23 protein-coding genes are annotated in these 21,545 nt (G+C 59.7%); 17 read left to right on the forward strand and 6 right to left on the reverse strand.

Annotated features, from left to right (window positions below; genetic code table 11):
- Positions 1-28: 28 nt before the first annotated feature.
- The 3 genes from rho to prmC are packed head-to-tail and all read left to right on the forward strand — an operon-like array spanning position 29 to position 4,286.
- The gene (gene rho, locus I6E58_RS13240; protein WP_197134569.1) at positions 29-2,323 is read left to right on the forward strand and encodes a transcription termination factor Rho; all 2,295 of its coding nucleotides are present in this window, start codon (positions 29-31) and stop codon (positions 2,321-2,323) included.
- 2 nt (positions 2,324-2,325) lie between these two features.
- On the forward strand, positions 2,326-3,405 hold the full coding sequence (prfA, locus tag I6E58_RS13245; protein ID WP_197134572.1) for a peptide chain release factor 1: 1,080 nt from the start codon (positions 2,326-2,328) through the stop codon (positions 3,403-3,405).
- A 5-nt stretch (positions 3,406-3,410) separates the two neighbouring features.
- The gene (prmC, locus tag I6E58_RS13250; protein ID WP_197134576.1) at positions 3,411-4,286 is read left to right on the forward strand and encodes a peptide chain release factor N(5)-glutamine methyltransferase; all 876 of its coding nucleotides are present in this window, start codon (positions 3,411-3,413) and stop codon (positions 4,284-4,286) included.
- 18 nt (positions 4,287-4,304) lie between these two features.
- On the opposite strand, the gene I6E58_RS13255 is transcribed toward prmC, so the two are convergent.
- Positions 4,305-4,919, reverse strand: coding sequence for an HAD-IA family hydrolase (locus I6E58_RS13255; protein ID WP_197134579.1), 615 nt, complete (start codon positions 4,917-4,919; stop codon positions 4,305-4,307).
- Between the two features lie 68 nt (positions 4,920-4,987).
- On the opposite strand from I6E58_RS13255, the gene I6E58_RS13260 reads away from it, so the two are divergent.
- From I6E58_RS13260 to I6E58_RS13320, 13 genes are all read left to right on the forward strand, one after another.
- Positions 4,988-5,644 (forward strand): L-threonylcarbamoyladenylate synthase, encoded by a 657-nt coding sequence (locus I6E58_RS13260; RefSeq protein WP_197134582.1) that lies wholly within the window; start codon positions 4,988-4,990, stop codon positions 5,642-5,644.
- The gene (locus tag I6E58_RS13265) at positions 5,635-6,927 is read left to right on the forward strand and encodes an MraY family glycosyltransferase (protein WP_374189200.1); all 1,293 of its coding nucleotides are present in this window, start codon (positions 5,635-5,637) and stop codon (positions 6,925-6,927) included. The genes I6E58_RS13260 and I6E58_RS13265 overlap by 10 nt, the downstream gene beginning before the upstream one ends.
- Positions 6,924-7,373 (forward strand): hypothetical protein, encoded by a 450-nt coding sequence (locus I6E58_RS13270; RefSeq protein WP_129071102.1) that lies wholly within the window; start codon positions 6,924-6,926, stop codon positions 7,371-7,373. Before I6E58_RS13265 ends, I6E58_RS13270 begins: the two co-directional genes overlap by 4 nt.
- Before the next feature lie 141 nt (positions 7,374-7,514).
- Entirely contained in the window at positions 7,515-8,315 is an 801-nt protein-coding gene (gene atpB, locus I6E58_RS13275; RefSeq protein ID WP_129071101.1) for a F0F1 ATP synthase subunit A, read from the forward strand.
- A gap of 49 nt (positions 8,316-8,364) precedes the next feature.
- Positions 8,365-8,589, forward strand: a complete 225-nt coding sequence (gene atpE / locus I6E58_RS13280) for an ATP synthase F0 subunit C (protein WP_129071100.1) — start codon at positions 8,365-8,367, stop codon at positions 8,587-8,589.
- A 25-nt stretch (positions 8,590-8,614) separates the two neighbouring features.
- A complete protein-coding gene (locus tag I6E58_RS13285) occupies positions 8,615-9,175 on the forward strand; it encodes a F0F1 ATP synthase subunit B (protein ID WP_197134585.1) in 561 nt (186 codons plus the stop codon).
- A complete protein-coding gene (locus I6E58_RS13290) occupies positions 9,175-9,969 on the forward strand; it encodes a F0F1 ATP synthase subunit delta (protein ID WP_197134588.1) in 795 nt (264 codons plus the stop codon). Before I6E58_RS13285 ends, I6E58_RS13290 begins: the two co-directional genes overlap by 1 nt.
- Before the next feature lie 37 nt (positions 9,970-10,006).
- On the forward strand, positions 10,007-11,644 hold the full coding sequence (gene atpA / locus I6E58_RS13295) for a F0F1 ATP synthase subunit alpha (protein WP_129071097.1): 1,638 nt from the start codon (positions 10,007-10,009) through the stop codon (positions 11,642-11,644).
- Positions 11,645-11,709: 65 nt separating this feature from the next.
- Positions 11,710-12,609 (forward strand): F0F1 ATP synthase subunit gamma, encoded by a 900-nt coding sequence (locus tag I6E58_RS13300; RefSeq protein WP_129071096.1) that lies wholly within the window; start codon positions 11,710-11,712, stop codon positions 12,607-12,609.
- A 20-nt stretch (positions 12,610-12,629) separates the two neighbouring features.
- A complete protein-coding gene (atpD, locus tag I6E58_RS13305; RefSeq protein ID WP_231595740.1) occupies positions 12,630-14,153 on the forward strand; it encodes a F0F1 ATP synthase subunit beta in 1,524 nt (507 codons plus the stop codon).
- Between the two features lie 2 nt (positions 14,154-14,155).
- Positions 14,156-14,416, forward strand: coding sequence for a F0F1 ATP synthase subunit epsilon (locus I6E58_RS13310; RefSeq protein WP_129071095.1), 261 nt, complete (start codon positions 14,156-14,158; stop codon positions 14,414-14,416).
- A gap of 8 nt (positions 14,417-14,424) precedes the next feature.
- Complete coding sequence (locus tag I6E58_RS13315) at positions 14,425-14,946, forward strand: ATP-binding protein (RefSeq protein WP_197134591.1); 522 nt, start codon at positions 14,425-14,427, stop codon at positions 14,944-14,946.
- A complete protein-coding gene (locus I6E58_RS13320; protein ID WP_197134595.1) occupies positions 14,943-15,692 on the forward strand; it encodes a YaaA family protein in 750 nt (249 codons plus the stop codon). Before I6E58_RS13315 ends, I6E58_RS13320 begins: the two co-directional genes overlap by 4 nt.
- 37 nt (positions 15,693-15,729) lie before the next feature.
- On the opposite strand, the gene I6E58_RS13325 is transcribed toward I6E58_RS13320, so the two are convergent.
- The 5 genes from I6E58_RS13325 to I6E58_RS13345 form a co-directional block, all read right to left on the reverse strand.
- On the reverse strand, positions 15,730-16,320 hold the full coding sequence (locus tag I6E58_RS13325; protein ID WP_197134598.1) for a DNA-3-methyladenine glycosylase I: 591 nt from the start codon (positions 16,318-16,320) through the stop codon (positions 15,730-15,732).
- Positions 16,317-16,829, reverse strand: a complete 513-nt coding sequence (locus I6E58_RS13330) for a methylated-DNA--[protein]-cysteine S-methyltransferase (protein ID WP_197134601.1) — start codon at positions 16,827-16,829, stop codon at positions 16,317-16,319. The genes I6E58_RS13325 and I6E58_RS13330 overlap by 4 nt, the downstream gene beginning before the upstream one ends.
- Before the next feature lie 92 nt (positions 16,830-16,921).
- Entirely contained in the window at positions 16,922-17,959 is a 1,038-nt protein-coding gene (locus tag I6E58_RS13335) for a hypothetical protein (RefSeq protein WP_307842158.1), read from the reverse strand.
- Positions 17,960-18,014: 55 nt separating this feature from the next.
- Positions 18,015-19,397, reverse strand: a complete 1,383-nt coding sequence (locus I6E58_RS13340; RefSeq protein ID WP_129071090.1) for an aspartate aminotransferase family protein — start codon at positions 19,395-19,397, stop codon at positions 18,015-18,017.
- A gap of 67 nt (positions 19,398-19,464) precedes the next feature.
- Positions 19,465-19,947, reverse strand: coding sequence for an Lrp/AsnC family transcriptional regulator (locus I6E58_RS13345; RefSeq protein ID WP_129071089.1), 483 nt, complete (start codon positions 19,945-19,947; stop codon positions 19,465-19,467).
- Between the two features lie 121 nt (positions 19,948-20,068).
- Between I6E58_RS13345 and I6E58_RS13350 the strand changes: the two genes are divergently transcribed.
- Positions 20,069-21,505, forward strand: a complete 1,437-nt coding sequence (locus I6E58_RS13350) for an aminobutyraldehyde dehydrogenase (protein ID WP_197134604.1) — start codon at positions 20,069-20,071, stop codon at positions 21,503-21,505.
- Positions 21,506-21,545: the final 40 nt, after the last annotated feature.

Genomic DNA, 21,545 nt, shown 5'->3' on the forward strand with positions numbered 1-21,545 from the left:
TCTTGGTTGGGGAAAGGAACCCCTAGTAGTGACTGACGTCAACAACCACGCATCAAGCGTGGATTCCCGTGCCGCGCTGAGCGCGTTACGACTGCCCGAGCTTCAAGCTATGGCGGCCGAACGCGGCATCACCGGTACTTCCAAACTTCGCAAAGGAGATCTCGTGGACGCAATTAACGAGAAGAACAACAGCAACAAAGACTCTGCTCCCGCCACCGAAGCGGTTGCCGCTCCGGCACGCAAGCGTGCTTCACGCCGCGTGACGAGCACCGATGGTGCCGCTATCGCTGGCTCCGAGGCTCCCGCAGGCGCTCCGAAAGTAGACAAGAACGCGTCGTCGAACGACGTCGCAGCTCAGGCCCCTGCCGCGGATGCCGCAGCAGAGAAGCCGAAGACGGCTAGCCGCAAGAAGAAGGTTGACTCCGCGCCCGCCGCCGAGTCGACTGCCGGCCCCGGCTCAGCAGCGTCGGCCGACGCCGCAGCATCCAGCGACGCTCCCGCCGCAGAGGCCGCGCCCAAGCGCAGCCGTCGCAGCTCCAGCCGTAGCGTTGCCGCAGCAGACGCGTCGAGCGACGCCAACGCCGCATCGACCGGCGACGACGCCGTAGCGAGCGACGCTAAAGCCGCCGACAGCGAGGGCAAGGCTGCGAAGAGTGGCAACCGCAACAACAGAGGTGACAAGGGCGCGAAGAGCGCCGACAACAACTCTGACAACGCGGACAAGAGCAGCAACGCCGATAAGAGCAACAACGCCGATACCAACAACGGCGACAAGAACAGCAACGCTGACAAGAACAGCGACAAGAACAACAGCAACGACAGCGACAACGACGGTGACAACGCCGACAACGAGTCGGGTTCGGGCCGCGGGCGTAACCGTAACCGTAACCGCAACAGCCAAAACGGTGACGGTTCTGGTCGCCAGAACAACAACCGTCGCCAGAACAACAATGGCGACGGCAACAACGGTGATAGCAACCGCAACAGCGGCGACACCAACCGCAGCAATCGCAACAACGCCGACGGCAACAACAACAGCCGCAGCAATGATGACTCGCGCGGCGGCGACGTTGACTCCGAGCGCGGTGGACGTGGCCGTTACCGTGACCGCAAGCGCGGCCGTGGAAACATGGGCGACGACTTCGAGCCCGAGATCACCGACGATGACGTACTGATCCCTGTCGCCGGCATCCTCGACGTTCTCGACAACTACGCTTTCGTTCGCACCACCGGTTACCTTCCGGGTAACAGCGACGTGTACGTTTCGCTTGGCCAGGTCAAGAAGTACAACCTCCGCAAGGGTGACGCCGTTGTTGGCGCCATTCGCCAGCCGCGTGAGGGTGACAACAACCAGGGCCGCCAGAAGTACAACGCCATCGTGCGCATCGACTCGATCAACGGTCTTCCCGTTGACGAAGCAGCGAATCGCGTCGAATTCGGCAAGCTCACTCCGCTGTACCCGCAGGAGCGTCTGCGCCTCGAGACCGAGCCGACCATGTTGTCGACTCGCATCATCGATCTCGCCGCTCCGATCGGCAAGGGCCAGCGCGGCTTGATCGTCTCGCCTCCGAAGGCTGGAAAGACTCAGGTTCTGCAGGCCATCGCGAACGCGATCTCCAAGAACAACCCCGAGGTTCACCTCATGGTCGTTCTCGTTGACGAACGTCCCGAAGAGGTCACCGACATGCAGCGCACCGTCAAGGGCGAAGTTATTGCTTCAACCTTCGACCGCCCCGCTGAAGACCACACCACGGTTGCTGAACTCGCCATCGAGCGTGCCAAGCGTCTCGTCGAGCTCGGCCACGACGTCGTTGTGCTGCTCGACTCGATTACTCGCCTTGGCCGCGCGTACAACGTGACGGCACCGCCGTCGGGTCGCGTTCTTTCGGGTGGCGTCGACTCGGCAGCGCTGTACCCGCCGAAGCGCTTCTTCGGTGCGGCTCGCAACGTTGAAGAGGGTGGCTCGCTCACCATCATCGCTACGGCTCTCGTTGAGACTGGTTCGAAGATGGATGAAGTTATCTTCGAAGAGTTCAAGGGCACCGGCAACATGGAGCTTCGTCTCTCACGCCAGCTCGCTGACAAGCGCATCTTCCCCGCGGTCGACGTCAACGCATCCGGAACGCGTCGCGAAGAAATGCTGCTCGGCGCCGACGAAGTCAAGGTCACCTGGAACTTGCGCCGTGCGCTCGCTGGTCTCGACCAGCAGGCTGCTCTCGAGATCGTGTTGAATAAGCTGAAGGAGACGCAGTCGAACGTTGAGTTCCTCATGCAGATCCAGAAGTCGCTTCCTTCCACTACCGGCAACAAAAAAGAGGTCTAATAATGTTCGAGTCAGTACAGTCGCTGCTGACCGAGCATGCGGATCTCGAGGGCCAGCTTGCTGACCCCGAGCTTCACTCCGACCCGGTCCGCTCTAAGAAGGTCAACCGACGTTACGCCGAGTTGTCGCGCATTGTTGCGGCATACAACCACTGGCGTCAGTTGACTGACGACCTCGCAGCAGCCACGGAAATGGCTGCTGAAGATGCGTCGTTCGCCGAAGAGATTCCTGGCCTCACTGAGTCGCTTGATGCTGCTCAGGAGAAGCTGCGCCGCATCCTGATTCCTCGTGACCCTAACGATTCCCGTGATGTGATCATGGAAATCAAGATGGGTGAAGGTGGTGCTGAGTCGGCGCTCTTCGCCGGGGACCTGCTGCGCATGTACTTGCACTACGCAGAATCGAAGAAGTGGAAGACCGAGATCATCGAGCAGACCTCGAGCGACCTTGGCGGTATCAAAGACGTTCAGTTGGCCGTTAAGGGCAACTCGAGTGATCCCGCTGAGGGCGTCTGGGCGCACTTGAAGTACGAGGGTGGAGTGCACCGCGTTCAGCGCGTGCCCGCCACCGAGTCTCAAGGCCGCATCCACACGTCTGCTGCGGGTGTGCTGGTGTTCCCTGAGGTTGACGAGCCCGAAGAGGTCGAGATCAGCCAGAACGATCTCAAGATTGATGTCTATCGTTCCTCGGGCCCCGGTGGCCAGTCGGTGAACACCACTGACTCCGCTGTTCGTATTACTCACCTTCCGACCGGGATTGTCGTGGCGATGCAGAACGAGAAATCGCAGCTGCAGAACCGCGAGGCCGGTATGCGGGTGCTGCGTGCGCGCATCTTGGCTCGTTACCAAGAAGAGGCGGATGCTGAAGCGAGCGAATACCGCAAGAGCCAGATCCGCACGATGGATCGTTCCGAGCGCATTCGCACGTACAACTTCCCTGAGAACCGCATTGCTGATCACCGCACCGGATACAAGGCCTACAACCTTGACCAAGCAATCAACGGTGCGCTCGAGCCCGTCATCCAGTCGTGCATCATGGCTGATGAAGAGGCTCGTTTGGCTGCTGTCGGTAGCGACTCCTGAGCGAGTTGACTACCGCATCACACGACCCCAGTGTCGCTGACCTTCTGGCCAGCGGCACTGAGTCGTTGCGTGGTGGGGGAGTGCCCACTCCCGAGGTCGATGCGGAGCTTCTATTGGCTCACGTGCTCGACCTGGGTCGCGGAGAGCTTCGCGTTCGCGTCGTCACCGGTGCCACCGTGCCCGCGGAAAAAGCGGCACGCGCTCACGAAGTGTTCGCGCGCCGAGCTGCCCGCGAACCCTTGCAGCACATCACGGGACTGGCGCCCTTTCGCAATCTCGAACTCAGCGTGGGCCCTGGCGTTTTCGTGCCGCGCCCCGAGACTGAAACGGTCGTGCAGTTCGCGATCGACGCTCTCAATGCCAGCGCGACGCCCGAGCCCATCGGTGTCGATCTCGGCACGGGTAGCGGTGCTATCGCTCTCGCCATGGCCACCGAGGTCACGCGCGCTCGCATCTTCGCGGTCGAACTCTCGCCCGATGCCATGCCGTACACGAGCGAAAACTTTCGCCGCTATGGCGAACCGAATGCCACACTGATCAATGCCGATCTGGGCGATGCTTTTCCCGAACTCAACGGCACGGTCGACGTCGTGATTTCCAATCCGCCCTACATTCCGGCTGCGGCGATCCCGCGCGACATCGAAGTGCAACTCCATGACCCCGCTCTGGCTCTCTACGGCGGAGAAGACGGCATGGATGTCGTACGCCGCGTGTCGCTGACTGCGCGCCGCTTGCTCCATGACGGTGGCACTCTCGTGCTCGAGCACGGCGAAGAACAAGCTCCGGCCCTTGCCGCGCTACTCACGGCGGACGGGTGGAGAGCTGTAGCTCACCACAAAGACCTCCTCGGTCGCGATCGCGCGACCACGGCGCTACTCTGAGCCGTCGTTCGAGACGCTCTACGAGCGAGCGGCCGCAAACTCCTCGATCGCTGCGTGCATAGCCGCTCCCGTAAGAAATTCGTGGCCGGTGATGCCGAGGCTTTCGGCCGCGGCAACGTTCTCGGGCATGTCATCCGCAAAAAACGCGTTCTCGGGCTCAACGCCGTATGCCTCGAGGGCGCGTTCGAACACGACGGGATTCGGCTTGCGGGCGCCGTAATGGCTTGAGGTGCGCAGGTGATCACCAAAGATCTCGACGAGATCGGGTGCGACGGTCGAGAGGTGGTCGCCGAGAAGCGCACCGTTATTCGTCAGCAGGGTCGCCTGACCGAGGTCCGCGGCGCGTCGGGCCGCGGCGAGTGAGTCGGGCCACGGAGTCATCGCCGCCGCCCTGATCGCTAGCCAGCTGGCGAGATCTACTCGCTGCCCGATGGCTTCCTCGAAGGCGGCAAGGTATTCCTCGCCGGTGGGGTAAAGCCCCGCTTCGGCGCCGAACTCGCCATCATCGTGCCACCAGCTACGGCGGAGCTCGAGAAAACTGAGGCCGGTGAGGTCGCTCATGGCGGCCATCCGTGCACGCCAGTCGTAGCCGTAGAGCACATCATCCATGTCAAAGATGAAAAGCAGCGTCATTGTTTGCCATCGCTATCTGTTAGTCGTGATCAGTCTTTCACTGTTTCTCCCGGTACCATGTTGGGGACATGGATGACCTTTACGATTGCACCGACGAAGCCCAACTCCTCACCGGTATGAGGATGGCGCGAGTGGCGATTGGCCGTGGCGACCTTGTCGTCATTCCCACCGACACCGTTTATGGGCTCGCAGCAGACGCTTTTCAGCCGGATGCGGTGCAGAAGCTCATTCACGCCAAGGGGCGAACGCGGCAGTCGCCGCCGCCCGTGCTCATCCCCGGAATCCCCACTCTCGATGCTCTTGCGGCAACGGTGCCCGATGAGATTCGTGCGCTCGTGGCCGAATTCTGGCCTGGTGGCCTCACGATCATCCTGCCTGCCCAGCCGTCTCTGAGTTGGGACCTCGGGGAGACCCAGGGCACCGTTGCCTTGCGGATGCCATCCAACCGCATCGTCCTTGAGCTTCTTTCCGAAACGGGTCCGCTTGCGGTCTCGAGCGCCAACAGCACTGGCCTGCCAGCCGCCCGTACGGCTGAAGCCGCTCACGAAATGCTGGGCGACTCTGTCTCGGTGTACCTGAGCGACGGAGAAGGCGGAGAGCTCGCCTCGACCATCGTGGATGCCACGGGTTTGCTTGTTGACGGTGGCAAGCTGCGCATCGTGCGTGAGGGCGTTATTTCGGCCGACGCCATTCGCGACGTGATCGGGGCCGAGTTGTGCGAATAGTTTTCTACTTCTTCATCGCAGGCATTGCCTCGGTGGTGACGTACGCGCTCTCGCTTGTAGTGCTGAAGCTTGCGCGCAAGTACAAGCTGTATCCCCAAGTGCGCCAGCGTGACGTTCATTCCACGCCCACGCCTCGGCTGGGGGGAGTCGCGATGTTTTTTGGTGTCGTGGTCGCGTTCGCGGTTGCGTCATCGTTCAGCAACTTCTCGATCATCTTCAATGATCCCGCTAAAGTCTTTGGGCTGCTGGGTGCGGCGCTTATCATCGTCGCTATCGGCGTTGCCGATGACATTTGGGATCTCGATTGGCTCACCAAGCTGGCCGGCCAAGTAATCGCTGCCTTTGTGGTGGCATGGCCTGGTGTGCAGCTCTCCACGCTGCCGATTGGCGGCAAGACAATCGTGTCGCCGCATGTCTCGATCATCATTACGATCTTCGCCATCGTTCTCGTCATGAACGCCGTCAACTTTATCGACGGCCTTGATGGGCTCGTTGCCGGTGTCGCGATCATCGCCAGCAGTGTGTTCTTCGTTTACGCGTATCTGCTGCAGGGGCAGGCGCAAACGGAGTACTTCAACCTTGCCTCGTTGACAACCGCCATCTTGATCGGGGCGTGTGTCGGCCTGCTGCCGGTGAACTTCTATCCGGCTCGAATGTTCATGGGCGATGCCGGGGCCTTGCTCGTCGGGCTCCTCATGGCGGCTTCCGCGATCTCTGTAACGGGTCAGGTAGACGACAATTACCTCGCTCAACCCGATAAGTTCACCCTCGGCTTCCTTCCCGCCTTCATCCCGATCCTTCTGCCGATCGCGGTCCTCGTCATCCCGCTGCTCGACTTTGGTCTCGCGATCATTCGTCGATTGCGTGCCGGAAAGTCGCCGTTCACCGCAGACCGCAAGCACTTACATCACCGTCTGCTCGATATGGGGCACTCCCACTTCCACGCCGTATTAATCCTGTACAGCTGGACTTTTGTGGCCTCGGTGGGCGTACTGGCGTTCACCTTTGTGCCGTGGAAATGGGCCGCGCTGATGTTCATCGCGGGTCTCGCCGGGTGCGCCGTCTTCACGCTGGCCCCGCTCAGTCGTCGTAAATCGCGCGAGGCTGCGGCGCAGCGCTTGGCGGCCGAGCAAGAATCCGAAAGCATCGCTCGCTTTGACGGGCTGGATGCTGCCTCCACAGCGCCGATAGGTACTGCTTCGCTCCGTGAAGATGACGATCCCGTTGATCGTGCGCCTTCACGCGCCCCACGACCTCCCCACACAAAGGAACCCACCGAATGAAGTCCTCATCAATTCTCGGACGTGCGATCGCCTACGGCGCGATCCTGACCGTCAGCATCGCTGTCGTCGGCTCCATCATTGGTTACCTCGTAGCAGGTAGCTCAGGACTCATCAGTGCGCTGATTGGCGCCGGTCTCACTGCACTATTTATGGGCCTCACCGCCGGCACCATCGTCATTGCGTCGCGCGCGAGCGGGGGAGACTCGTCAAGCACCGTGTTCTTCGCGGTAGTGCTCGGCGCCTGGCTTCTGAAGTTCATTGTCTTCATCGCGATCCTCGTAATCCTGCGTAGCCAGCCCTTCTTGGAGCCTGTCGTGTTCTTCTTTGCGATGATCGCCGCAGTGCTGGGAAGCCTCGTCGTCGACGTGCTGGCATTTGTTCGCGCCCGGGAAAGCTACGTCCCCGGAGTGCAGCTGCCAGGTGAAGATACCTCGACGTCAAACTAATCTCGCGGATTCGCTTTCAGATTCGTCGTGAGCGTAATTCTCTTGATACAGTTGAGCCTGCTACAAACCCCATCTTTCATCGCCGCGTAGTTACACGCCCCGATTCTGGAGACAGCGCTGTTATATAACGCTCTCGCGCTCATTGCGCCCTTTGCCACCGATGACGGATCAGGCGACGGGGGCTTTCACGGCCCCTCGTTGATCGAGTTCGTGCCACCCGGATTTCTCTTCGTAGATACCCCCTTCGAAATCAACCGACTGATGTTGGTGCGCTTCATTGCCGTAGCCATTTTGATCTTGCTGTTCTGGGCCGGTACGCGCCGCATGCGCATGATTCCCGGTCGCGGCCAAAGCATCCTCGAGATGGCTGTTGGCTTTGTTCAGTCGAACATCGCAGACGGCGCTCTAGGCAAGGAAGAGGGCAAGCGGTTCATGCCGCTGCTCGCGACCATGTTCTTTATGGTCCTCGCGATGAACCTCACAGGTATCGTCCCCGGGCTCAACGTCGCGGGTACCGCCGTAATCGGTGTGCCGCTCGTTCTTGCTCTCGTGGCGTACGTCGTGTTCATCTACGCCGGTATCAAAAAGCAGGGAATCACCTTCTTCAAGGCTTCGCTGTTCCCCGCCGGTGTGCCGTGGCCGCTGTACTTCATCGTTACTCCGATCGAGTTCGTCTCCACGTTTATTCTTCGCCCGGTAACTCTCGCCTTGCGTCTGCTCATGAACATGATCGCGGGCCACATGCTGCTCGTGCTCTGTTTCTCGGCAACGCACTTCTTCCTGTTCACTGCTGGCGGCCTCTTCGGCTTGTTCAGTATTGGCACCCTTGCCTTTGGCTTCATCTTCACAATCTTCGAACTCCTTGTTGCGGTACTTCAGGCTTATGTCTTCACATTCCTGACCGCCGTATACATCCAGCTCGCGCTGGTCGAAGAGCACTAGACCGATCCCGGCATTCGCCTGGATTAGAAAACCACGGAAGGAAACACAAATGAACGTCGCAGAGCTGACTGGAAACATTGCACCCCTCGCATTCGGTGTTGCAACCATCGGGCCCGCCATCGGTGTAGGCATCGTTGTTGGAAAGACCGTTGAGTCGGTAGCACGCCAGCCTGAGCTTCAGGGGCGCCTCACGGGCCTCATGTTCCTCGGAATTGCATTCACCGAAGCGCTCGCATTCATCGCGATCGCCGTAGCATTCATCCCGTTCCCGTAACCACTAACTGACTGAGGAGGCTGGGATGCATAGCGCACTACTGGCTGCTGCAGAAGAGGGCGAACCGGTTATCAACCCGCTCCTTCCCGCAGATTACGACATCATTTGGTCGTTGGTTTGCTTCGCGATCATCTTGTTCTTCTTCTGGAAGAAGTTCCTTCCAGCACTGACGAAGACGCTTGATGCTCGGGCTGAGGCCATCGAAGGTGGCATCAAGAAGGCTGAGATCGCTCAGGCCGAAGCCGCTACCGCTCTCGAGCAGTACAAGACTCAGCTCGCTGAGGGCCGCGCCGAAGCCGCGAAGATTCGCGAACAGGCACGACTTGAGGGCACTGAGATCATCAACGAGCTCAAGGAGCAGGCAACGGTTGAGGCCGCTCGCATCACTGCGAACGCTCAAGCCACAATCGAAGCAGAACGCCAAGCAGCGCTTGTGTCGCTCCGCAGCGAAGTTGGCTCAATGGCCATCGACCTCGCGTCGGGCGTCATCGGGCAGAGCTTGACGGACGACAAGAAGTCCTCCGCACTCGTTGACCAGTTCTTGGCTGACCTTGAGGCTTCAGAGAAGGCAAAGGCGAAGAAGTAATGGGATCAGCTACGAGAGAAGCGCTTGTTGCAGCGAAGGATGCTCTGACATCCCTCACTGCCAAGAACTCTCTGGCCACTGGCGCAGAGCTGTTTGAAGCAGGGCGTGTTGTGGGCGGTTCCGCTCAATTGCGTTCCGCTTTAGCCGATCCTGCCGCCGCTGCGAAAGACAAGACCGCCATTGTCGGTTCGGTTTTCTCGTCGCTGAGCGCGTCAGCGCGCACCGTGCTTTCCGCCATCGTGAGCGCTCGTTGGTCGAGTGCCGACGATCTGCTCGCGGGAATCGAAGAAATCGGCATTCGCGCAATCGCGAAGTCGGCTCCGGCAAAGTTGTCGATCGATGACGAACTCTTCGGTTTCGGTGACACTGTGTCATCCGACTCCGAACTCGAGCTCGCGGTCGGTAGCAAGCTGGGATCAGCTGCCTCGAAATCGTCCTTGGTGCGTGAACTGCTTGCAGGCAAAGTTTCCGAACAGGCTGCAGCGATCATCGACCAGCTTGTGCAGCAGCCGCGTGGTCGCCGCATCGGTGAGCTAATCGCCACGGCCGCTGACATCGTGGCTGACCAAGCGGGCAAGTCGGTCGCAACGATCACGACCGCTGCCCCGCTCAAGGCTGCGCAGCTTGAACGCTTGCGCACCGGCCTCACCAAGAATTACGGACGTGAACTTAAGCTCAACGTTCGTATCGACCCCTCGCTCATCGGTGGGGTACGCGTTCAGATCGGTGATGAAGTCATCGATGGCAGCGTTTCCACCAAGCTCAACGACCTCAGGATCCAACTCGCGGGCTAGCGAGTTAGCAGACCTTTCCACGGAATAGGAAAACACAATGGCAGAACTCAGCATCAGTCCGGACGAGATCCGCGACGCGCTCAAGGACTTCGTCAAGGCTTACGAGCCTGGCAAGGCTGCGACAACCGAAACGGGAACCGTCGTAGACGCTGCCGACGGCATCGCCCACGTTGATGGCCTCCCCGGCGTCATGGCCAACGAACTCATCCGTTTCGCCGATGGAACTCTGGGCCTCGCTCAGAACCTCGACGAAGACGAGATCGGTGTTGTTATCCTCGGTGAATTCACCGGCATCGTCGAAGGTATGGAAGTTACTCGCACCGGCGAAGTTCTTTCCGCACCCGTCGGAGACGCATTCCTCGGTCGTGTGGTTGACCCTCTGGGCGCCCCGATCGACGGCCTCGGCGAGATCAAAGCTGAGGGCCGTCGCGCACTCGAGCTTCAGGCTCCCGGCGTCATGGACCGTAAGAGTGTCCACGAGCCTATGCAGACCGGTATCAAGGCAATCGACGCCATGATCCCGATCGGCCGCGGCCAGCGTCAGCTGATCATTGGTGACCGCCAGACCGGTAAGACGGCCATCGCGATCGACACCATCATCAACCAGAAAGAAAACTGGGAGTCGGGCGACGAGAACAAGCAGGTTCGCTGCATCTACGTTGCTATCGGCCAAAAGGGTTCGACGATTGCTGCCGTCAAGGGCGCACTCGAAGAAGCCGGCGCCATGGAGTACACCACCATCGTGGCTGCTCCCGCATCCGACCCCGCAGGTTTCAAGTACCTTGCTCCTTACACCGGTTCGGCCATCGGCCAGCACTGGATGTACGGCGGCAAGCACGTACTGATCATTTTCGATGACCTCTCGAAGCAGGCTGAGGCCTACCGTGCGGTATCGCTGCTCCTGCGCCGTCCGCCAGGGCGTGAGGCATATCCCGGTGACGTGTTCTACCTGCACTCCCGTCTGCTCGAGCGTTGTGCCAAGCTCTCGGACGAGCTAGGTGCCGGATCGATGACGGGTCTTCCCATCATCGAGACCAAGGCCAACGACGTTGCTGCGTACATCCCGACCAACGTGATCTCCATCACCGACGGCCAGATCTTCCTCCAGTCCGACCTCTTCAACGCCAACCAGCGCCCCGCTGTTGACGTGGGAATCTCGGTGTCGCGTGTTGGTGGTGACGCCCAGGTCAAGTCGATCAAGAAGGTTTCAGGAACGCTGAAGCTTGAGCTCGCTCAGTACCGCTCGCTCGAAGCATTCGCGATGTTCGCATCCGACCTCGACCCCACCAGCCGTCGCCAGCTCGCACGAGGCGCCCGCCTCACCGAGCTGCTTCGCCAGCCGCAGTACTCGCCGTTCCCCGTCGAGAACCAGGTTGTTTCGATCTGGGCCGGTACCAACGGCAAGCTCGACGAGGTTCCTGTAGAAGACATCCTTCGTTTCGAGAGCGAGCTTCACGACTACCTCGCTCGCAACACGAAGGTGCTCGATACTCTTCGCGAGAAGAACGCTCTCGATGACCAGCTGATTGCTGACATGGATGCCGGAGTCGAAGCGTTCAAGCTCGGCTTCCAGACGGGCGAGGGCAAGTCTCTCAACTCCGTTGGCTCCGAAGAGTTCGCTGAGATTGCTGAAGAAGACATCGCTCAAGAGAAGATCGTCAAGCAGAAGCGCTGAGCTCTGCACCAGTAATCATCGAACCAGTGATCATCGACCAACACGACAGAGAAAGTTAGAAAGCTATGGGAGCGCAACTTCGGGTCTACCGGCAGAAAATTAGTTCTGCCAAGACGACCAAGAAGATCACACGCGCGATGGAGCTGATCTCCGCGTCGCGCATTCAAAAGGCGAAACAGCGGGTAGCTGCATCGGGTCCGTACTCACGTGCGGTCACGCGCGCCGTTTCGGCGGTGGCAACTTTCTCGAACGTCGATCACGTGCTGACTACTGAGCCGGAGACGATCGACCGCGCTGCGGTCGTCATCTTCTCGAGCGACCGCGGACTTGCGGGAGCGTTCAACTCGAACGTTCTCCGCGAGGCTGGCGAGCTCGCCGCTCGGCTCGAAGCTGAAGGCAAAGAGGTCGTCTATTACCTCGTGGGGCGTAAGTCCGCCGCATACTTTGCTTTCCGCAAGCGTGACGCTGAACAGATTTGGACCGGCGGAACGGACTCTCCGGAGTTCGAAATCGCGAAAGAAATCGGTGACGCCGTTGTCAGCAAGTTCTTGCAGCCGGCAAGCGAAGGCGGAGTGGACGAAATCCACATCGTGTACAACCGCCTCGTAAGCATGCTTCTGCAGGTGCCTGAGGTTGTTCGTCTTCTCCCACTGGAGATCGTTGAAGGTGTTGAGGCTCCGGACGAGTCGGAGATCCTTCCGCTTTACGAGTTCGAACCTGAGGTAGACAAGGTGCTCGACGCCTTGCTGCCTGTCTACATCGAAAGCCGTATCTTCAACGCCATGCTCCAGTCTGCTGCCGCAAAGCACGCAGCAACGCAGAAGGCAATGAAGTCTGCAAGCGACAACGCAGACAAGCTCATCAACGACTACACGCGCTTGGCCAACAACGCGCGCCAGTCTGAGATTACCCAGCAGATTTCCGAGATCGTGGGCGGCGCGGACGCCCTCAGCTCGGCTAAGTAAGAACCATAGATAGGGAAGCCATGACTGAAAAAGCCCCGGCCAAGAAGGCCCCAGCCAAAAAAGCACCAGCCAAAAAGGCGCCAGCCAAGAAGGTTGTTGCTGCAACTGTCGCCGGTATCGGCCGCATCTCGCGCGTAACCGGTCCGGTTGTAGACGTTGAGTTCCCCCACGATTCGATCCCGGGAATCTACAACGCTCTCAAGACGAACGTCACGATCGGCGGTGTGACGGCTGAGATCACACTCGAGGTTGCACAGCACCTCGGCGATGACGTCGTTCGTGCGATCGCGCTCAAGCCGACTGACGGACTCGTCCGCGGCCAGGAAGTTCGCGACACAGGCAACCAGATCACAGTGCCCGTCGGTGACGTCACCAAGGGCAAGGTCTTCAGCGTTACTGGCGAGATCCTCAACGCTGACGAAGACGGCAAGGTCAACGGTGAGACGGTTGAGATCACTGAGCGCTGGCCCATCCACCGCAAGCCCCCGGCATTCGACCAGCTCGAGTCGAAGACTGAGCTCTTCGAGACCGGTATCAAGGTCATCGACCTTCTCACCCCGTACGTTCAGGGTGGAAAGATTGGTCTGTTCGGTGGTGCCGGTGTCGGTAAGACCGTTCTGATCCAGGAAATGATCCAGCGCGTGGCTCAGGACCACGGTGGAGTTTCCGTATTCGCCGGTGTTGGTGAGCGTACCCGTGAAGGTAACGACCTCATCGCTGAAATGGATGAAGCGGGCGTCTTCGAGAAGACCGCGCTAGTCTTCGGCCAGATGGATGAGCCGCCAGGAACGCGTCTTCGCGTTGCGCTCTCGGCTCTGACGATGGCTGAGTACTTCCGTGACGTTCAGAAGCAAGACGTGTTGCTCTTCATCGACAACATCTTCCGCTTCACGCAGGCCGGTTCTGAGGTGTCGACCCTTCTGGGCCGCATGCCTTCAGCCGTTGGTTACCAGCCGAACCTCGCCGACGAGATGGGTATCCTTCAGGAGCGCATCACCTCGACGCGTGGTCACTCGATCACGTCGCTGCAGGCAATTTACGTTCCTGCCGATGACTACACTGACCCGGCTCCGGCAACCACCTTCGCCCACCTCGACGCCACGACTGAGCTCAGCCGTGAAATCGCGTCGAAGGGTCTTTACCCCGCGGTTGACCCCCTCACCTCGACGAGTCGTATCCTCGACCCCCGTTACCTAGGTGCTGACCACTACCGTGTCGCGACCAACGTGAAGCAGATTCTGCAGAAGAACAAGGAACTCCAGGAGATCATCGCGATCCTCGGTGTTGACGAGCTCTCTGAAGAAGACAAGATCACGGTATCGCGTGCGCGTCGCATCCAGCAGTTCCTCTCTCAGAACACCTACATGGCGAAGAAGTTCACCGGTGTTGAGGGATCGACTGTTCCGCTCAAGGAGACCATCGAGTCGTTCGACGCGATCGTCAAGGGCGAGTTCGACCACGTTGCTGAGCAGGCGTTCTTCAACGTCGGTGGAATCAACGATGTCGAAGAGCAGTGGGCCAAGATTCAGAAAGAGAACTCCTAACAATGGCAGTTCTCGCAGTGAGCGTTGTCTCCGCCGACCAGGAACTCTGGTCGGGGGAGGCAACCCAGCTCATCGCTCGTACCACCGAAGGTGAAATCGGAATTTTGCCCGGTCACGAACCGCTTCTAGCGATTCTGGCCAAGGGCGAGGTCCGTGTGACAACTGCAGATGGCGAGACTGTAACCGCGATCGCGGACAACGGTTTCCTCTCGGTTGAAAACAACACCGTCACCGTGGTGGCGAGCACCGCAGAACTGGTTTAGTTGACATCATGCTTATAGCGATGGCCGGGTTGCCGGGTGCAGGAAAATCGACTCTCGCAGAGGTCGTTGGTGCCCGGCGCAAGACCACCGTGTTGTCTGTCGACCAGATAGAGACAGCGATTCTGAAGGCCGGCATCAGTGCCGGGCAACCTATCGGACTCGCTGCCTATCTGGTGGCAGAAACCCTTGCTGAATCCGTGTTGCTGAACGATAACGACATCATCATTGATGGCGTCAACGCGGTTGATCCCGCCCGCGAGCAGTGGGTGAGGCTTGCAGAGCGTACGGGCTCCGGCATCCGCTTCATCGAGGTCGTCTGTTCCGACGAAGATCTTCATAAGGAACGACTCGTGGAGCGCGCGGCTAAGCGCGAACAGGCTGGCGCACCAGCTCACGATGCCGTTGAGCAGAGTGTTGAAGAGTATTCCCCGTGGAGTGGCGTGAGCGGCGCGGTAGCACGCATCACCCTCGACTCGGCAGGACCCATCGGCGTCAACGTCGAACGGGCATCCGCGTTTCTTGACGCGTGATCGTTCTTCTTCCTCCCTCTGAAACAAAACGTGACGGGGGAGACGCCCGTGTTGCGCTCGATTGGCAGCGTCTCTCGTTCCCCAGTCTCACCTCGCGTCGCCAGGCTGTAGCGTCCGCTGTCATCGAACTGGCGAGCGACACCGAAGCCTCCCAGCGTGCACTCGGTATCAGCGCTAAACAGCTCTTCGAGGTCGAACGCAATCGGATGCTGCTGACGGCGCCAGTTATGCCTGCACTCGAGCGATACACGGGTGTGCTCTTCGATGGTCTTGATGCGTCGAGTATGACGAGTGACGAAGTAGCTTTCGCTCATGAAACAGTGGTCGTGCACTCGGCACTATTTGGCCCGATCGGCGCAGGAGACCTCATTCCGGCGTATCGCCTGTCCCACAATTCCAAGGTGCCTGGTTTCCCGTTGAAGAGGCACTGGCGCGGCGTGGCGACCCAGGCTCTCTCTGAACTGGGCGGCCTTCAGTTGGATCTGCGCTCGGAGGCCTATGCCCAGCTCGGCACGGCGGCAGAGAACAGTGCGTACCTCCGCGTCGTGACGGCGGGCGCGGACGGCAAGAGAGTGGCGCTGAGCCACTTTAATAAGAAATCAAAAGGTCTTTTCACGCGAGCGTTAGTGCGTGCGGGCATCCGCCACGAGTCCGTTGACTCGCTGGTGGCGTGGGCAGGTGATGCTGGCTTCCGTGTGGAACATGGCGCCCCGGGCGAGCTAGATCTCGTAGTCGACAACTCGTAGCAACCTGGTGGAAGCCTCGGCCATCGCTGCTGTGGTGTTATGACGCCCGCCAGCAACCTTCGAGATGGTCGTCGACCATTCCGGCCGACTGCATGAGCGCATACATGGTGGTGGGCCCCACGAAACGAAATCCTCGCGCTTTGAGGGCTTTGCTCATTGCCGTGGATTCCGCGGTCGTCGCAGGAACGTCAGCAAACGTGGCCGGTCGAGTTGTGCGCGGCGCTGGCGCGAAGTTCCACAGCAGTCTGTCGAGTGCGCCGGGATCGTCGCTCGTGAGCTCTAGCGTGGCGCGAGCATTCGTGATTGCCGCCGATACTTTGAGCCTGTTGCGAATGATGCGTGGGTCGTCCAGAAGACGCGCGACGTCTTCGTCGCCGTAATTCGCGATCACGTCAGCATCAAACTGATCGAAGGCATCGCGGATTCCTTCGCGGCGTCGCAAAATCGTGATCCACGAGAGGCCGGCTTGAAACGCCTCCAGCATTATCTTCTCGAACAGTTTGTGGTCACCACGCATCGGGTTGCCCCACTCAGTGTCGTGGTAATCGCGGTATTGCTCATCGTCGCCAACCCAGCCACAACGCGCTCGACCATCGGGGCCGGCTACGAGCGCTTCGCGTTCGCTCACTTGTGGCTGATTCCTTCGTGCTTGAGGAGCCACACCTTCGTGGGGATGCCGTCGCCACCGCTATAGCCGGTGATTCTTTGGTTGGAGGCCAGCACTCGGTGACACGGAACGATGATCGGAATCGGGTTCGCGCCAACCGCGCCGCCGACGGCGCGACCGGCTGTGGGGCGCCCGGTAGCACGGCCGATATCGGCATAGGAGACCGCGGAACCGAACGGTAACTGGTTGAGCTGCTGCCAGACGGACTTTTGAAACTCAGTGCCCGCCGCAGAAAGAGGAAGGTCGAAAGAGCGGCGGTCGCCTGCAAAGTATTCAGCGAGCTGATCGGCGGCGGCGTCGAGAGCGGGACACGAACGCTCCGGCTGCTCATCGTGGGGGAGGGCGCTGTCATTCTCGATAGCGAGGCCGGTCACGCTTTCACCGTCGCTGGTGAGCTCTATGCGACCAATCGGCGATGACAGCCGGCGCAGGAAAGCAGCTTCGGTCTGTGGAGGAGTGAGCGTGTTCATGCCTCGAGCGTACGCTTCGTGGCGAGGAGCCTGCTGGCCATTTTCAGACATCGAGACGGGGAGAGAATAGCGTGCGTTGTGGAGGAGCAGACTTAGAGGCCATCTTGGTTCCGGGGTTCGATGTTGATGCTCTCGTTCAGCTCGCTTATTGTCGCGTTCAGATCTTCGAGCTGGGCAACGAGGTCGTCGTACTCGTCGATATCTTGCTCAATCGAGTCATAGAGATCGTTGAGTCGCTGCTGGCGATCGATGAGCTCGTCGTAGCCTTGCGGGTCGTAGATTCCCCGCTCACCGCGAGCGTTGTAGCTTTCGATATCGGCGTTGAGCACGTCATAGCCGGAGTTGTACTCGGCGTAATCGTCGTCGATCGACGCGCGCAGGGTGTCGAGTTGTTCGACCAGCTTTTTGCTGGCATCCAACTGTTCGGTGAATACCGCGTTCGACTTCTCGTGCAGAGCTACGACGCTCGAGCGATCTGTGAAGTAGATGGCGTAGTGCGCCTCTAGCTCGGGGCTCAGTTCCGCGAACTCGGTGCCGATAATCGAATGGAGTTCGTTCGATCGCTCGCCGGGCTCCGTCTTGGCGTAGAAGTCGAGTGTCGTCGCAAACTCAGGATCATCTTTCATGCTTTCGGCCTCTGCTTCGAGCAGCGGCGTCAATCGTGCGCGTTCAGCGTCTGAAAGGCGATCCCACGCAGCATGCAACATCTCGTGAGCGGCAACAACCTCTTCGATCCCCGCGAGTCGTTCGTCAGTGACGTCGAAGAGAAAGATGGATTTACTGCTGGGGAAGTAGCAACCCAGAACGCCAAAGTTCTCTTCAACGTTTGAGCACGTGCTGTTGAACTCGGGGTTATCTTGGACCGACGGCTGGCTGGCGTAGAAAAGGAAGGTGCCTTCATCAGACATGCTGGCCGCCGAGGCGTATGCCCTGACGTTCGCGGATGGTTCGAACTGCCACACAGTGAACTGGTCAGTGATGCGCTGCTGGTTGGTCAACGCCCAGACGCCAGCAGCGATCACGACAAGGTTCAAAAAGACTGCGAGCACGATCGCGATAGCGCGCGCGACAGTCATGCGCCCGCGGGCATCGCGGGGGCGCAGTGTTAGCGAATTTTCCTCAGTGCTCACGGAAGGAACTCTATCCGAGCCGTGGGGTCAGAGGGGAGGGCGAACGTGGTGAGTTCTAAAGACGGCTCCATGCTTCGGTCAAAACCGAACGCAGGATCGATTCTATCTCGTCGAACTCAGCAGGGCCGATCGTCAGCGGCGGTGCCAGCTGAATCACAGGATCTCCACGGTCATCCGCCCGGCAGTACAAGCCGGCATCGTAGAGAGCCTTCGAGAGGAAGCCCCGGAGCAGTCGCTCGGATTCCTCGTCGTTGAAGGTTTCTTTGGTCGCTTTGTCTTTGACAAGTTCGATGCCGAAGAAATAGCCGTCGCCGCGCACGTCGCCAACAATCGGCAGGTCGAGAAGGCGCTCAAGGGCAGCACGGAACTTGGGCGAGTTTTCGCGAACGTGCTCGTTGATCTTCTCTTCTTCAAAGATATCGAGGTTTTCCAAGGCCACTGCAGCGGAAACCGGATGTCCGCCGAAAGTGTAGCCGTGGTAGAACGTCGTGTCGCCGTGCTTGAAGGGCTCGTACACACGGTCAGAGACGATGGTCGCGCCGATGGGCGAGTAGCCGCTGGTCATTCCCTTGGCGCACGTGATCATGTCGGGGATGTAGTCGTAGGCGTCACAGGCGAACATGTGACCGAGACGACCGAAGGCGCAGATAACTTCGTCGCTCACCAGCAGCACGTCGTACTCGTCGCAGATCTCGCGAACGCGCTGGAAGTAGCCTGCGGGAGGCGGGAAACATCCGCCGGAGTTCTGAACGGGTTCCAAGAAGACCGCAGCGACAGTCTCGGGGCCTTCGAACTGGATCATTTCTTCGATGCGGTTCGCTGCCCACAGTCCGAATTCCTCTTCGGTGCCGTGGAAGCCCATTTCTTCGGCGCGATAGTAGTTGGTGTTCGGCACGCGGAAGCCGCCCGGAACGAGAGGCTCGAACATCTCCTTCATGCCGGGGATGCCGGTGATGGTCAGTGCTCCCTGCGGGGTGCCGTGGTACGCGACGGCACGCGAGATGACCTTGTGCTTGGTGTGGCGGCCCTGGAGCTTCCAGTACTGCTTTGCCAGCTTGAAAGCAGTCTCAACGGCCTCGCCGCCACCGGTGGAGAAGAAGACGCGGTTCAGATCGCCGGGGGCGTAGCCTGCCAGGCGGTCAGCCAACTCGATGGCCTTCGGGTGGGCATACGACCACAGCGGGAAGAAGGCGAGCTCTTCAGCCTGCTTCGCTGCGACCTCGGCTAGACGCTTGCGGCCGTGACCGGCGTTGACCACGAAGAGTCCGCTCAGGCCATCGAAGTATTTTTTGCCCTGGGTGTCATAGATGTGGTGACCTTCGCCGCGCACGATGATGGGTACGCCGGGGCCGTCTTCCATCACCGACTGGCGAGAGAAGTGCATCCACAGGTGGTCCTTCGCTTTTTGCTGAAGGTCGGCTTCGTTGAACTCTGACATCTCGAACACTTTCTTTAGTGCGTTGGCGGGAACTGGTGCGTGATGGAGCGGCTGGGGAGCGGAGCGCTTAGCGCGTTCCCCAGTTATAGAACTGCTTGTGGAGACGCAGGTAGACAAAGGTTTCGGTGGATCGCACACCCTCAATGCCGCGAATGTCGCGGTTGAGGAGGTCGATGAGGTCGTCATCGTTCTCGCACACGACCTCTACGAGAAGGTCGAAGCTGCCGGCGGTGAGCACGACGTAATCGACTGAGGGAAGCTTGCCGATCTTTTCGGCCACCGCTGTGGTGTCGCCCGAGATTTGGATGCCGATCATGGCCTGTCGAAAGAAGCCCAGTTGCATCGGATCGGTCACAGCAACAATCTGCATAACGCCAGACTCCGTGAGCTTTTGCACACGTTGGCGTACCGCCGCTTCGCTCAGCCCCACAGCCTTGCCGATCTCTGCATAGGAGCGGCGGCCATCGTTCTGAAGCTGTTCGATTATCGACTTGGAAACGTCGTCGAGATGTACAGGCTTGGTGGCCGAACCGCGCGAGGGGGTGCTCATGTAACGATTTTGTCAGTTGAAAGTGGTGCTGGCAAGCGATTCCGTATCAAAATTACGATTCCGCGGCCGAAATCGATAGTCCGGGGTGGATTCATGGCTCGATCGTCGCTATCTTTGAAGAATGAGCGCTCCTGACATCCAAAACTTTATTAATGGCGAGTACGTCGCAGCGCGTGCCGATAGCGGATTCGATGTGATCAACCCCGCCACTGAAGACAGCTATGCGCACTCACCGGTCTCGTCGAGCGCCGACGTCGACGATGCCTACGCCGCTGCTGCGACCGCCTTCGAAACTTGGGGGGAGACGACGCCGTCCGAGCGCCAACTCGCGCTCTTCCGTATTGCCGACGCCATGGAAGCTCGCGCCGACGAGTTCGCCGACCTGGAGTCGAAGGACACAGGCAAGCCGCGCGCCAGTCTGGTGGCTGACGAGATCATGCTGTCGGTCGACCAAATCCGATTCTTTGCCGGCGAAGCTCGTCATCTCTCGGGCATGGCATCCGGCGAGTATATGAAAGACCACACCTCGTCGATTCGCCGCGAACCTATCGGTGTTATCGGGCAAGTTGCACCCTGGAACTACCCCCTAAACATGGCGGTGTGGAAAGTTGCGCCCGCTATCGCCGCAGGAAACACCACCGTGCTCAAGCCCAGTGATACAACGCCGTCAGCGACACTCTTGTTTGCTGAAGTTGCCTCCGAGTTCCTTCCCGCTGGCGTTTTCAATGTGCTGACGGGAGACCGCACCACTGGCGGGCTCATGATCGACCATAAGACGCCGCAAATGGTGTCCATCACGGGATCAGTTCGCGCGGGCATGGAAGTTGCGAAAGCGGCGTCAGTAGATCTCAAGCGAGTGCACCTCGAGCTGGGTGGCAAGGCGCCCGTTGTTGTCTTCGACGATGCGGACATTCCCGCCGCCGTTGCGGGTATCGGTGCCGCAGGCTATTTCAATGCCGGTCAGGACTGCACGGCAGCCACGCGCGTGATCGTGCACGCCGCCATCCACGATGAATTTGTGGCTGCGCTGGTCGCGTGGACTCGCGACAACGCTAAGACGGGGGCTCCACACGAAGATGTCTTCTTTGGCGCGGTAAATAACGCGAATCAACTGGCGCAAGTGTCTCGGGTGATTGAGGAACTCCCTTCCCACGCACACGTGGAGCTCGGGGGCGCACGTCAGGGCGCCCGCGGCTACTTCTACGAAGCGACGATTGTTTCGGGGCTTCAGCAGAACGATTCCGCTGTTCAGAACGAGATTTTTGGGCCAGTAATCACGGTCCAGAAGTTTACGGATGAGGGACAGGCGCTTGAGTGGGCCAACGATGTCAACTACGGGCTCGCTTCAAGCGTGTGGACTCGCGATCACGGCCGTGCAATGCGGTTCGCCAAGCACCTCGACTTCGGCTGCGTGTGGATCAACACCCACATTCCGATCGTTGCGGAGATGCCTCACGGCGGTTTCAAACACTCGGGTTACGGCAAGGACCTGTCGAGCTACGGCTTCGAGGACTACACACGCATCAAGCATGTAATGAGTTTTATCGGACAAGCGTGACGCGCTGCCGCGAGAATTCGTCAAGCGTGTCTAAGATTGC

Origin of the sequence: Salinibacterium sp. SWN1162, assembly GCF_015864675.1 — a bacterium.
In the GTDB taxonomy this organism is placed as follows: domain Bacteria; phylum Actinomycetota; class Actinomycetes; order Actinomycetales; family Microbacteriaceae; genus Rhodoglobus.